The sequence below is a fragment of the Flavobacterium aquicola genome (genome assembly GCF_003385115.1).
GTDB lineage: Bacteria > Bacteroidota > Bacteroidia > Flavobacteriales > Flavobacteriaceae > Flavobacterium > Flavobacterium aquicola.
Genome location: NZ_QUNI01000012.1, coordinates 15502 through 27713, shown reverse-complemented (window position 1 = coordinate 27713; position 12212 = coordinate 15502). Strand labels below are relative to the sequence as shown.

Sequence of the window (12212 nt, the reverse complement as noted above, 5' to 3'; positions counted from 1 at the left end):
GTCAAATCTTTCAAATACAAAACCATATTTACATTAAGCCAATTGCCCAAATCCGTTGTAGTAACTGTTATGTGATGCCAATTAGACAACGGAGTTTCTATCTAAATCACTATAGGGATAAAATCCTTTTTCTTTTAGTAAATTGATTAATTTTCCACTTCCATTTTTTCTAGCAAATTCCATTTCGCTTCTGAAAACCTCTAAACATAACAATAAATGATGGTTTCTTTCCCCGATTTTGAATTCTTTGTTGTCAGGTCTGTAGTTGTCTAAAATCAGACAATTATTTTCATCGGTTCCATTTGGAACTTCAATTGTTTCATTCGGATTTAAAATTGCTTGTGAAGCATAATTTCCAATAGTCGTAAATATTCCACAAAAGCGTCTTTCGATTGTATTAAATTCAGTTTCGTTTTCTTCGCTATCGTTATAAGCTAATTTTGTAAAACCAACTAATTCATAAGTTCCAATTCTGTTAGGTTTTGGTCCAAATCCATCAGGATTTAACAACTCCATTGTTGCAAATCCAGTTCCTTTAATATGATTTTTGAAATAATACATATCAACAGCTCCTCCAATTGAAAATGGTATTATTGCGTGTCCAACGATTCCGTGCATTTTACCTAATACACTTTCTAGTCCTTGTTCTTTTAATTCGTAATCGATATTATATTCCTCTTCGGTAAATTCTCTTGTCGACAATTCAACTTCTTTATTTCTTCCACCGAATAATTTTTTAAAAAAACTCATATTTCTCTTTTTAGTTATTTTTGGTTTTATTTCTGCCAACTCTCAAATATCCGCTATTAATGACACAGCCACAACATTAATCAAATATGCGAAAGTTTATTTTGTTTTTTCTATTACCACCAAACTTACAAACCTTTTTTTATTCTCTTACATTTTTTTCGAACTACTTCTAAAAATAATCGTGCATATAAAAATGAAAGTTACACCATTTGCTATCCTGGAAAGCCATGCTTTCACTTATACTAAGTCTGCTTATCATAAGGCTACGTCTTCTTACCATTAAGCTAAGTTAACTTAGCGAAAGACTACGTTTACTTAGTATTAAGCTACGTTTACTTAGCACAAGACTACGATAACTTAGCATAAAGCTACGTCGACTTAGTATTAGACTACGTTTTCTTATCATTAGACTAAGTTCACTTAGTATAAAGCTACGCTGGCTTATTATAAAGCTGTTATTCCCTGCTTTTATTTTTGCTGTAGTAGAAGTCTGGCTTGGCTTACTTATTAAAAAACAAGTAAAATCTTATGAATCATTATTTTTATTGCTACATTTGAAACCATCACAAAACATTATATAAACAATGGCACAAAAATATCAAACCCAAGGGGCAGTTCCTTATCCGCACATTGGTCAGTTTTTAAGAAAGTATTTTGCTGCCAAAGGTGTCAACAGAGCCGAAGTAGCCCGACAATTGAACATTGCAGATAGTACCGCTACTAAATACATGGCGCAGGAATCGCTTCAATTTGGTATTCTGTGGAAAATCTCGGTGGCTGTAAACCGCAATCTCCTTGCCGATCTGGCTTCGCACTTACCAATTGCTTATACAACTCCCAGAGAAACTGCTCTCGAAACAGAATTGAAAGCACTGCAGGAAGAAGTAAATGCACTAAAACTGGAGAATAAAATATACAAGGATCTGCTAAAATAATTTCTCAGACTACAACAGAAAATTAACTGCTGCAGACACCTCAGCAAAAAAGCGATTGAAGAATAGAATGACCTATTCGACAATCACTTTTTTATGGTTTTTATTTTTTGTTATTTTAAAATCGCTGTCAGCTCCTCTAAACTGACTTTTTTCTGTTCTCCAGAAACCAAGTCTTTCAAGCTAAATTGATTGTTATTTATTTCTTCCTCGCCTACAATTACGGCATAAGGAATAAATCGTTTATCAGCATGCTGGAATTGTTTAGCAACTTTGGTATTGTCAGGATACAATTCTACCTTAATTCCTGAAGCGCGCAGTTCTTTGATGGCTTTCATCGAATAGAAAGCTTCTTTTTCACCGTAGTTAATAAACAATGCTTTGGATGTAGAAGTTACTGCTTCTGGGAACAGGCCTAGTTCTTCGATAACCAGATAAATTCGGTCGAGTCCAAAAGAAATCCCCACGCCGCTCATATTTTTTAATCCAAAAATACCCGTCAGATCATCGTAACGTCCGCCGCCGCCAATGGATCCCATCGCAACGGTTTTTGGAGCGGCTACTTCAAAAATGGCTCCTGTATAATAGTTTAATCCTCTTGCTAAAGTGACATCCAAGTCTAAACCGGCAGTAGATAATCCTAAATTTGAAACGTTGTCACAAATGAAACGCAGTTCTTCTACCCCTTTCATTCCTTCGGCCGAAGAAGATAATAAAACCGAAAGCTTTTCGATTTTCTCAGAGATGGTTCCTGTGAAATTAAATAAAGGCTGGACTTTGACGATTGCTTCCTCGGAAATTCCTTTTTCGATCATTTCTTTCTTTACGCCGTCCTCGCCTATTTTGTCAAGTTTGTCTAAAGCTACGGTAAAATCAATCAATTTATCAGATGCTCCAATGACTTCGGCAATTCCGGAAAGTATTTTTCGGTTATTGATTTTTATGGTTACTCCTGCTAATCCTAATGCCGTAAAAACCGAATCATACAATTGTACCAATTCTACTTCCTGCCACAAGGATTTTGACCCCACGACATCGGCATCACATTGAAAAAATTCTCTAAAACGTCCTTTCTGCGGGCGGTCGGCACGCCAGACAGGCTGAATTTGGTATCTTTTGAAAGGGAATTCGATTTCATTTTGATGCTGTACTACATAGCGCGCAAATGGAACGGTCAAATCGTAACGTAAGGCTTTTTCGGAAATACTTGAAGTTAATTTCGTACTGTCTTTAGCTTCCAAATGTGCTTCATTGGCTTTTGCCAAAAAATCTCCCGAATTCAATATTTTAAAAATCAATCGGTCGCCTTCTTCGCCGTATTTGCCCATTAAGGTTTCGGAGTTTTCGAATGAAGGGGTTTCTATAGGCTGAAATCCAAATTTCTCGAAATTGCTTTTGATAATTTGAATAATATATTGTCTTTTTGCCACCTCAGCAGGTGAAAAATCTCTGGTTCCTTTTGGAATGCTTGGTTTTGAAGCCATTTATTTAGATTGTTAGATTTTTGGATTTTCAGATTATTGGTTTCAGATTCAGACAAAACTAAATCGTAAACCTCTTTTTGAAATAATTCTGCAAATATCCTACTTTTAAAATAATTCTGTTTGAAAAATTTAAACTTTTAATGTGAACTTCTTCAATGACGGAATGCCCTAGCCCAGATGGGAACGGCATCCTGTTGTCCCGGGGTTCGGGACGACAGATATAGTGGACAGCTGGAGACTGCTCCTAAAAAAATACTCTGTCATATTTCGAAATTTGCCCAAACCCTTTTGTAACAAAAATTGTATTTTCGTGTCAAACTACCATGATGCCAAAATTATTTAAAGAAAATATCCGAATTGCATTTGGTTCCATCCGAACTCAATTGCTACGAACCACTCTCACGGTACTTATTATTGCCATTGGTATAACGGCTCTGGTTGCGATCCTGACCATTGTGGCGGCACTCGGGAACACTTTATCCTCCAGCTTTGCTTCGATGGGAGCCAATACCTTTAATATTAATCAATACGAAAACACGACCCGAAGCAGGGGCGGCGGGGAACGCGAAATTATAAATCCTATTATTTCCTATCCCGAAGCTGTGGCTTTCAGGAATAAATACAACTATCCAATGACCGAAACGTCATTATCCTTTACCGCCACATCGACTGCCGAAGTAAGATATGAAAGTCTAAAGACTGATCCCGAAATAAGTGTTCTGGGTGTCGACGATCATTTTCTGGGCAATTCGGGGCTAGAAACCGGTTCAGGAAGAAATTTCACCAATTTTGATATTTCAAACAATGCTTATGTCTGTGTTTTAGGTTCTGATTTTGCGAAAGGAATTTTGAAAGATGTCAATCCTATTGGCAAAACAATTTCTATACGAGGAGCCAAATTTAAAGTGATCGGCATGCTGAAGGAAAAGGGTTCAACATTTGGAAACAGCCAGGATTTGAGAGTTTTGATTCCTATACAAGTGGCCCGGTCTTTATTTACAGCGCCTAACATTAATTATTCTGTAAGTGTTATGGTTGGCAAAGAGGAATTATTAAATCAAGCAACCGATTATGCTATTAGTTCAATGCGCAGAATCCGAAAATTAAGTCCAGTAAAAGAAAATAATTTTGGAATAGTACGCAGCGATGATTTGATTAACAGAATAATGAGTATCTCGGGCTATCTAAATATGGCAGCGTGGCTTATCGGGATTATTACCATCTTGGGATCTTCGATTGCTTTGATGAACATCATGATCGTATCGGTAACGGAGCGTACTAGAGAAATTGGTGTCCGAAAAGCTTTAGGAGCCAAAAAAACGACCATTGCCTTTCAGTTTTTTATTGAAACATTACTGATTGGTCAAATAGGCGGTTTTGTTGGGATTGTTTTTGGAATCTTAATTGGTTTTGGAATCTCGACCTTAATGAATTTTTCTTTTGTAGTGCCATGGGGAGCAATCATAGCTGCTTTTGTAACCAGTTTTATTGTTGCCGTTGTATCTGGATTGTATCCATCGATTAAATCTGCAAATCTGGATCCGATTGAGGCGCTGCGATATGAGTAGGTTTTATATATACGATATTTGATTTTGCATATACGATTTCTGTAAACTTAATATAATCAAATATTGTATATCAAATATCTTACTTCGTACCTCGAGTCATTCTATCATTTTCGTAAATATCCTTACGAAGTTGGACATTTTTGAAATTCATTCCTTCTAATAATTCAATCATTTCTTTTCCTAAATATTGATTAATTTCAAAATACAATTGTCCTGAAATAGTTAGATTTTTTTGAGCCAGTTCGGCTATTTTTCTGTAGAAAATCAGTGCGTCGTTATCTTCTACAAAAAGTGCCAAATGCGGTTCATTGTCCAGAACATTTTTCTTGATTTCTTCTTTCTCGAGATTCCTTACATACGGCGGATTCGAAACGATAATATCAAACTCTTTTTCTAAATCCTGAGTTTCAAGAATATTTTGAGATATAAAAGTTACTTCGACAGCATTGATTTCGGCATTTTTTCTGGCTGTTGCCAAAGCTTTTTCAGAAACATCAATAGCAAAAACTTGAGCATTTGGAAGATTCTTAGCGAGCGAAACAGCAATGCATCCGCTTCCTGTTCCTATGTCTAGAATTTTCAGCTTTTGACTTTTGACTTTTGACTTTTGACTTTCTAAAATCCAATCCACCAATTCCTCTGTCTCAGGTCTTGGAATCAAAACATTTTCATTTACTTCAAAATCCAATCCGTAAAAACTTGTTTTCCCTAACAAGTACTGAATCGGAATCTCCAATTTTAATTGTTCCAAAATCGAATTCCAAACGGCAATTTCTTCCTGTGAAAGTTCCAAATCAGGCTGTAGAGCCAAATCGATTCTTTTCAGCTGCTGTTTTTCTTCCAAAATTAAATAGAAAAAACTCTCCGCTTCACCTTCATCATAAATAGGAGCAAGTACTTGAATAAATTGGTTTCTGTATTCTTTTATTTTCATTTACTATAAAAATGTATTGACTGAGAAAAATTTAAACCGCAAAGTTTACAAAGGAATCGCAAAGTTCGCAAAGCTTTGCGTAATTCTTTGCGGTCATAGCGGTTAATTTATAATGTATCTTGTTCTTTCTAACTTAAAAAATTGAATTCATAAATCTTTAAGCATCCAAACGGGACAGCTCGTATGTCCTGTGCTTCCCATCGGTGAACAAATATATTCAAAATCTGATTTTTTATACAGTTTTTGAGCATCATGCATAAAGGGCATTGTTTCTAGATAACATTTTTCGAAACCAAATTCACGGGCACTCTGCAGACATTGCTCCATCATTTTACTTCCAATTCCCTTTCCGCGGGTTTCTGGGAGAAAATACATTTTTTGCAGTTCGCAATAAATTTCTGCTTCATTTGCTAATGGAGCCACACCAGCACAGCCGACAATACGCCCATCATTTTCCACAACATAATAAACAGATCTTGACTTATTGTATTCTTCAAACATCAAATCGAGATACGGATCTTCGTAAGCTGTTCCAGTTTTCGGAATATTCAATTCGTCAAAAACATCTCTTATTAATTGAGCAACTGCTTCATTGTCTTCTTTTTGTATTTTTCTGATAATCCAATTATCCATAAAAGTGCTCTTTTGTTAATTCTGTCCACAAAAATAGCCATTGTAAACGGTAAACATCCTAAGTTTCGAAGCAAATTCCTAAATCCAAAATTAGTACTTTTGTAAAGTGAAAATACATGAAAAATACATGAGCCGTTGTATAGCTTTGGCCAAAAACGGACTGGGAACTACCTACTCCAATCCTATGGTTGGAAGCGTTATTGTTTATGATGGCAAAATCATTGGCGAAGGCTGGCACAAAAAAGCCGGAGAACCTCATGCCGAGGTTAATGCCGTAAATTCGGTGCAGGATAAATCACTGCTTTCAAAAGCGACTATTTACGTGAGTCTGGAGCCTTGCAGTCATTTTGGAAAAACGCCTCCCTGCTGTGATTTAATTATAAAAAATAAAATTCCAAATGTGGTCGTTGGCACCGTAGATCCTTTTAGTGAAGTCTCTGGAAACGGTATTAAGAAATTAATCGAAGCAGGGATTCATGTTACAGTTGGAATTCTAGAAGAAGAATGTAATGAACTCAACAAACGGTTTTTTACTTTTCATCAAAAGAAAAGACCATACATTATATTAAAGTGGGCACAAAGTCAGGATGATTTTATTGCTCCACTTGAAAAACTTGAAAAAAAACCAGTTTGGATTACCAATACGTATTCCAGACAATTAGTTCATAAATGGCGTACTGAAGAGCAGGCTATTTTAGTAGGAACACAAACTGTTCTTGACGACAATCCAAAGCTGAACGCCAGAGATTGGTACGGAAACAATCCTGTTCGGCTGGTATTAGACCAGAACAGCCGTATTCCAAAAGGAAATGCTGTTTTTGATAATCAAGCAAGAACAATAGTTTTTACTAATTCCCAAAATACTATTCCCGAAGAAAACACTACCTTTGAGAGAATAGATTTTAAACAAAATATCGCCTCTCAAATCGCTGATTCACTTTATAAAAACAACATACAATCCGTTATTATAGAAGGAGGACTCCGAACGTTACAGACCTTTATCGATGCTGATCTTTGGGATGAAGCACGAGTTTTTAGAGGAAATATAAATTTAGGCAAAGGAATTCAAGCTCCTTTACTGCCAAAAACAAATTCAGAAAAACACCTAATTGAAAGGGACGAACTTACAATACTAAGAAACCATGATTAATGCTATAATTTTTGATTTTGGAGACGTGTTTATCAATTTAGATAAACAGGCTACACTGGACGGTTTGAAAAATCTTGGCATACCCCATTGGAACGAAGATTTAAACCAATTGAACTTACAATATGAAGTGGGCGCAATTTCGGGTGACGATTTTTTATCTGGAATTCAAAAACATACCAACGATGCCTCTATCGAAGATATTCGTGCAGCATGGAATTCTATACTAGCCGATTTCCCTTTATATAGATTAGAATTTCTTCAAATGCTATCTAAAAAGTACCGCTTATTTTTATTAAGCAATACCGATGCGATTCACATTGACACTTTCGAACAAAAAACCGGAGCTTCATTTTACAGCGATTTTTATCAATGTTTTGAGAAAGTATACTTTTCTTTTGAAATCGGAATGAGAAAACCCAATCCAGATGTATACAGCTTTGTACTTGACCAGCACGGACTGCAGGCCAAACATACCTTATTTATAGATGACAAAAAAGAAAATACTGATGCTGCATCAGCACTTGGTCTTCAAATTTGGAATTTACAAGTAGGAGAAGAAGACGTCGTTCATTTGTTTGATAAACAAATACTTTAGCAAATATCAAAATTCAATGGCAATGACAATGACAATGACAATGGCAATGGCAATGGCAATGGCAATGAAAAAATAAAAATTCCTAAACTAACTCGGAAAATTAAACTTTTATAGATTAAAAATTAATATTGAAATTTGATATTGCAATTGATTTTTGCCATTGAACATGAAAGACACCTATAATACTATTGCATTTTCCTCCGAAGAATCTTTATTTAAGGAAAAAAGCAGTAAATTCTTTGGATATGCATTTCCTATAGAATCCGAAGACGAAGTTAAACCCATCATTGAAATCTTAAAAAAGAAACATCCGCATGCGGTTCACTATTGCTACGCCTATCAAATAGGTACAGAAACTATTCAGTATAGAGCGAATGATGATGGAGAACCCAGCAATACTGCCGGTACACCAATTTACGGCCAGATACAATCTTTTGGACTTACTAACGTTCTTGTAGTTGTAGTCCGTATTTATGGTGGCATAAAATTAGGAGTCGGCGGATTAATTTCTGCTTATAAAACTTCAGCACAAATCACATTAGAATCTTGTGAAATTATCGAAAAAACTATCGATATTCATTTTCAGATTTCATTCGATTATAAAAATATGAATAAAGTGATGCGGGTAATCAAAGAAAAAAAACTGGATATTGTGAATCAAGAAATGGAAATTGATGAGGAAACTAATTTACCGATAGGCAGATTTGTAATAAAAACCAGAAAAAAAAATGCCGAAATGGTATTCGACACTTTTAATTCATTGTTTGAAATTGATATAAAAAAACTATAATTCCGCATCAAAATGAATCCACACTGATGATTATTCAAAAGTTTTTAGTAGTTCTAAAATGTAATCCGGCGGAGCAGTAGGTCTGCCTGTTTTTAGAGAGACAAAAACCAATAAAAATTGAGCCGTTGTTAATAACTCTCTGGCTTCATTGTAAATGGCGCAATCAAATTCAATCTTCACAGACGTCTGACTTTTGAAAACCGTGTGCACCGTAAGCAGCTCATCATATTTAGCCGATTTTTTATAACTGATATTCATATTAACAATAGGAAGACCAATACCGCTTTCTTCCATGACTTTATATGAAACCCCTTTATTTCTAAGCCATTCCACCCTTCCTATCTCAAAATAAGGAATATAATTTCCGTGATAAACTACTCCCATTTGATCCGTTTCAGAGTAACGGACACGAACTTGAATTTGATGATCTTTCATTAATTTTGCATTAAAAATTTAAATTTTAAAAAGCTTCTTACAACAATTTTTCCAAAAATTATAACCTAAAATATTTTTTTTTACAGATAATTGTTCACATATTTGTTATCCCGAAAAAAGAATTTTTTTTGCATTCTTTTTGTAAGATAATAAATACCCAGAATATAATAATTTAACTAGATATATGAACAAGACTGCACAATCAGTATGGGAAAACTGTCTGTCCTTTATAAAGGACAACATTCAAGATCAAGCCTATAAAACTTGGTTTGAGCCAATTAAATCAGTTGAACTTACCGATAATGCATTATATATTCAAGTACCAAGTAAATTTTTCTACGAATGGTTAGAAGAACACTATGTAAAATTATTAAAAGTAGCCTTGACCAAAGAACTTGGAAAAAACGCAAAGTTACTTTATAAAATTAAAATGGAAAACACTTATGGTAACAAACAGCCGTTTACGGAACAATTACCAAGTGCCAACAGAGGGCCGGTAAAAGCACAGGAAGTAGATGCACCTTTTAAAAACCTTAGCCCAGAATTAAAAAATCCGTTTGTAATCCCTGGAATAAGAAATTTAAAAATTGAGTCACAGTTAAATGCGAATTATAGTTTTGATAATTTCTTAGAAGGAGACTCTAACAGACTAGCGCGTTCTGCTGGTATGGCAGTTGCCAATAAACCTGGAGGAACTTCATTTAACCCGTTATTGATTTTTGGCGGTGTTGGATTAGGAAAAACGCATTTGGCGCATGCCATTGGAGTAGAAATTAAAGATAAATTTCCTGAGAAAACCGTTTTATATATTTCTGCCGAAATTTTCACACAGCAATATATTGATTCGGTAAAGAAAAATAATAGAAATGATTTCATTCATTTTTATCAATTAATCGATGTTTTAATCATTGACGATGTTCAGTTTCTTTCTGGAAAATCAGGAACACAAGATGTATTTTTTCATATTTTCAACTATCTGCACCAAAACGGAAAACAGGTTATCCTAACTTCGGACAAGGCCCCTGTGGACATGCAGGATATTGAACAGCGCTTACTATCCCGTTTCAAATGGGGATTATCTGCCGAGTTACACCAGCCAGATTACGAAACCAGAATTTCCATCTTAAAAAATATTTTATACCGTGATGGTGTTGAAATGCCTGATGAAATCATAGAATATGTTGCGAGAAACATCAAATCAAATGTTCGTGAACTGGAAGGCGCTATTATATCATTGATTGCACAATCTTCTTTCAACAAAAAAGAAGTAACTATTGAATTGGCAAAAAGCGTCGTAGAGAAATTTGTAAAAAATGTAAAGAGAGAAATTTCGATCGATTATATTCAAAAAATTGTCTCCGATTATTTCCAATTGGATTTAGAAACTTTACAATCCAAAACAAGAAAAAGACACGTAGTGCAAGCGAGACAATTAGCAATGTTTTTTGCTAAAAAATTCACTAAAGCTTCATTAGCCAATATCGGCTCTCAAATAGGAGACCGCGATCACGCTACTGTGTTGCACGCCTGCAAAACTGTAGATAACTTAGTTGCTACCGACAAACAATTCAAAAAGTATGTCGAAGATATCAATTCAAAATTAACGCTATAAGCAATGCCTGTTAAAATTTTAATGGTTTGTTTGGGCAATATCTGCCGATCTCCTTTGGCAGAAGGTATATTAGCCTCCAAACTTCCTACTGAAAAATTCCTTGTTGACTCAGCAGGAACAGGTTCTTGGCATGTTGGCCATGCACCAGATAAACGTTCCATATCCACCGCAAAAAAAAATGGTTTAGACATTTGCAATCAAAAAGGAAGACAATTCTCAAGAGCTGATTTTGATACTTTTGATTATATTTTTGTAATGGACAGCAGTAATTACAATGATGTAATTCATTTGGCACAAAACGAAACTCAAAAAGCGAAAGTTCAGCTGATTCTGGATGCTATATTTCCTGATGAAAATGTAGATGTACCTGATCCTTATTACGGAATGGCGAATGGCTTTGACCAAGTATATAAAATGCTTGACGAAGCCTGCGAAGTAATTGCCGAAAGACTGATTGCTAAACATTCTGAATAAAATCAAATCTGTTATTTTCATAACTTTGCCAGCGAAGTACACTAGCAAAAAATCATTCTTATAAGGCTAAAACTTCTCATTCCTAAAAAAATCACCTTATGAAAGCAGCACCTCTTTTTGGAAAACTGTATTTAATTCCTACTACAATGGGCGACTGCGACCCTATGGATGTATTACCGCAAACCATAAAAAGATGTGTCGATTTAATCGATTATTATGTAGTTGAAAATGATAAAACTGCCCGTAAATCTATCAAGCTCACCAATCCGGAAAAAAAACAATCCGAATTAAAACTTTTTATCCTTAACAAACATACTGAGACCAAAGAACACCAAGAGTTTATAAAACCGCTTTTGGAAGGAAAAAACATGGGACTCATGAGCGAAGCCGGCTGTCCCGGAGTAGCCGATCCGGGTGCAGTAATCGTAAAATTAGCGCACGAAAAAGGAATTCAAGTGATTCCACTTGTTGGCCCTTCTTCTATTTTATTGGCTATGATGGCATCAGGAATGAACGGACAAAGCTTTACTTTTCACGGTTATTTGCCCATCGAAAAAGACGAAAAAAGAGCGAGTTTCAAAAGTTTAGAGCGTATCTCTTTCGAAAAAAATCAATCTCAGATTTTTATAGAAACACCGTACCGCAACAATAAATTACTGGAAGATTTAATCCAAACTCTGAATCCCGAAACTCATTTGTGCATAGCTGCCGATATCACCTTACCGACAGAATACATCAAAACAAAGAAAATTTCGGCATGGAAAAAAGAAACGATCGACTTACACAAACGTCCCACTATTTTTATTATCCATAAAATGTAAAAAAACATTTTGAGCGTACCACCATAACTTTTTT

13 protein-coding genes are annotated in these 12212 nt (G+C 35.2%); 8 read left to right on the top strand and 5 right to left on the bottom strand.

Annotation, left to right across the window (positions count from 1 at the left end; translation table 11 throughout):
* Nucleotides 1–81 precede the first annotated feature (81 nt).
* Nucleotides 82–750, bottom strand: coding sequence for a suppressor of fused domain protein (locus tag C8P67_RS17325; RefSeq protein ID WP_115814515.1), 669 nt, complete (start codon nt 748–750; stop codon nt 82–84).
* A 584-nt stretch (nt 751–1334) separates the two neighbouring features.
* Here C8P67_RS17325 and C8P67_RS17320 point away from each other — a divergent pair.
* The gene (locus tag C8P67_RS17320; protein WP_115814448.1) at nt 1335–1685 is read left to right on the top strand and encodes a hypothetical protein; all 351 of its coding nucleotides are present in this window, start codon (nt 1335–1337) and stop codon (nt 1683–1685) included.
* 110 nt (nt 1686–1795) lie between these two features.
* Here C8P67_RS17320 and hisS read toward each other — a convergent pair whose 3' ends face one another.
* Nucleotides 1796–3166: a histidine--tRNA ligase gene (gene hisS / locus C8P67_RS17315; RefSeq protein ID WP_115814447.1), complete on the bottom strand. Its 1371-nt coding sequence runs from the start codon at nt 3164–3166 to the stop codon at nt 1796–1798.
* A 323-nt stretch (nt 3167–3489) separates the two neighbouring features.
* Here hisS and C8P67_RS17310 point away from each other — a divergent pair, with 323 nt between their 5' ends.
* The gene (locus tag C8P67_RS17310) at nt 3490–4734 is read left to right on the top strand and encodes an ABC transporter permease (RefSeq protein ID WP_115814446.1); all 1245 of its coding nucleotides are present in this window, start codon (nt 3490–3492) and stop codon (nt 4732–4734) included.
* Between the two features lie 79 nt (nt 4735–4813).
* Here the strand turns inward: C8P67_RS17310 and prmC are convergent, their stop codons facing one another.
* Nucleotides 4814–5668 carry a peptide chain release factor N(5)-glutamine methyltransferase gene (gene prmC, locus C8P67_RS17305; RefSeq protein WP_115814445.1) on the bottom strand — a complete coding sequence of 285 codons (855 nt, stop codon included), beginning with the start codon at nt 5666–5668 and terminating at the stop codon, nt 4814–4816.
* Nucleotides 5669–5815: 147 nt separating this feature from the next.
* Nucleotides 5816–6301: a GNAT family N-acetyltransferase gene (locus C8P67_RS17300; protein ID WP_115814444.1), complete on the bottom strand. Its 486-nt coding sequence runs from the start codon at nt 6299–6301 to the stop codon at nt 5816–5818.
* Between the two features lie 106 nt (nt 6302–6407).
* On the opposite strand from C8P67_RS17300, the gene ribD reads away from it, so the two are divergent.
* The 3 genes from ribD (at nt 6408) to C8P67_RS17285 (ending at nt 8836) form a co-directional block, all read left to right on the top strand.
* The gene (gene ribD, locus C8P67_RS17295) at nt 6408–7451 is read left to right on the top strand and encodes a bifunctional diaminohydroxyphosphoribosylaminopyrimidine deaminase/5-amino-6-(5-phosphoribosylamino)uracil reductase RibD (protein WP_115814443.1); all 1044 of its coding nucleotides are present in this window, start codon (nt 6408–6410) and stop codon (nt 7449–7451) included.
* The gene (locus C8P67_RS17290; RefSeq protein WP_115814442.1) at nt 7444–8046 is read left to right on the top strand and encodes an HAD family hydrolase; all 603 of its coding nucleotides are present in this window, start codon (nt 7444–7446) and stop codon (nt 8044–8046) included. The genes ribD and C8P67_RS17290 overlap by 8 nt, the downstream gene beginning before the upstream one ends.
* Before the next feature lie 160 nt (nt 8047–8206).
* A complete protein-coding gene (locus C8P67_RS17285) occupies nt 8207–8836 on the top strand; it encodes an IMPACT family protein (RefSeq protein WP_115814441.1) in 630 nt (209 codons plus the stop codon).
* 30 nt (nt 8837–8866) lie between these two features.
* On the opposite strand, the gene C8P67_RS17280 is transcribed toward C8P67_RS17285, so the two are convergent.
* Nucleotides 8867–9271, bottom strand: coding sequence for an acyl-CoA thioesterase (locus tag C8P67_RS17280; protein ID WP_115814440.1), 405 nt, complete (start codon nt 9269–9271; stop codon nt 8867–8869).
* Nucleotides 9272–9455: 184 nt separating this feature from the next.
* On the opposite strand from C8P67_RS17280, the gene dnaA reads away from it, so the two are divergent.
* From dnaA to C8P67_RS17265, 3 genes are all read left to right on the top strand, one after another.
* A complete protein-coding gene (dnaA, locus tag C8P67_RS17275) occupies nt 9456–10883 on the top strand; it encodes a chromosomal replication initiator protein DnaA (protein WP_115814439.1) in 1428 nt (475 codons plus the stop codon).
* A 3-nt stretch (nt 10884–10886) separates the two neighbouring features.
* Entirely contained in the window at nt 10887–11357 is a 471-nt protein-coding gene (locus tag C8P67_RS17270) for a low molecular weight protein-tyrosine-phosphatase (protein ID WP_115814438.1), read from the top strand.
* 98 nt (nt 11358–11455) lie between these two features.
* Nucleotides 11456–12178, top strand: a complete 723-nt coding sequence (locus tag C8P67_RS17265; protein WP_115814437.1) for an SAM-dependent methyltransferase — start codon at nt 11456–11458, stop codon at nt 12176–12178.
* The last annotated feature ends 34 nt before the right edge of the window (nt 12179–12212 follow it).

What these genes read in the sequence shown, in the direction of transcription:
- C8P67_RS17290 (WP_115814442.1), top strand. Translation starts at nt 7,444, where the DNA reads ATGATTAATGCTATAATTTTTGATTTTGGAGACGTGTTTATCAATTTA.
- C8P67_RS17320 (WP_115814448.1), top strand. Translation starts at nt 1,335, where the DNA reads ATGGCACAAAAATATCAAACCCAAGGGGCAGTTCCTTATCCGCACATT.
- C8P67_RS17325 (WP_115814515.1), bottom strand. Translation starts at nt 750, where the DNA reads ATGAGTTTTTTTAAAAAATTATTCGGTGGAAGAAATAAAGAAGTTGAA.
- C8P67_RS17265 (WP_115814437.1), top strand. Translation starts at nt 11,456, where the DNA reads ATGAAAGCAGCACCTCTTTTTGGAAAACTGTATTTAATTCCTACTACA.
- C8P67_RS17280 (WP_115814440.1), bottom strand. Translation starts at nt 9,271, where the DNA reads ATGAAAGATCATCAAATTCAAGTTCGTGTCCGTTACTCTGAAACGGAT.
- dnaA (WP_115814439.1), top strand. Translation starts at nt 9,456, where the DNA reads ATGAACAAGACTGCACAATCAGTATGGGAAAACTGTCTGTCCTTTATA.
- C8P67_RS17300 (WP_115814444.1), bottom strand. Translation starts at nt 6,301, where the DNA reads ATGGATAATTGGATTATCAGAAAAATACAAAAAGAAGACAATGAAGCA.
- C8P67_RS17310 (WP_115814446.1), top strand. Translation starts at nt 3,490, where the DNA reads ATGATGCCAAAATTATTTAAAGAAAATATCCGAATTGCATTTGGTTCC.
- prmC (WP_115814445.1), bottom strand. Translation starts at nt 5,668, where the DNA reads ATGAAAATAAAAGAATACAGAAACCAATTTATTCAAGTACTTGCTCCT.
- hisS (WP_115814447.1), bottom strand. Translation starts at nt 3,166, where the DNA reads ATGGCTTCAAAACCAAGCATTCCAAAAGGAACCAGAGATTTTTCACCT.
- C8P67_RS17270 (WP_115814438.1), top strand. Translation starts at nt 10,887, where the DNA reads ATGCCTGTTAAAATTTTAATGGTTTGTTTGGGCAATATCTGCCGATCT.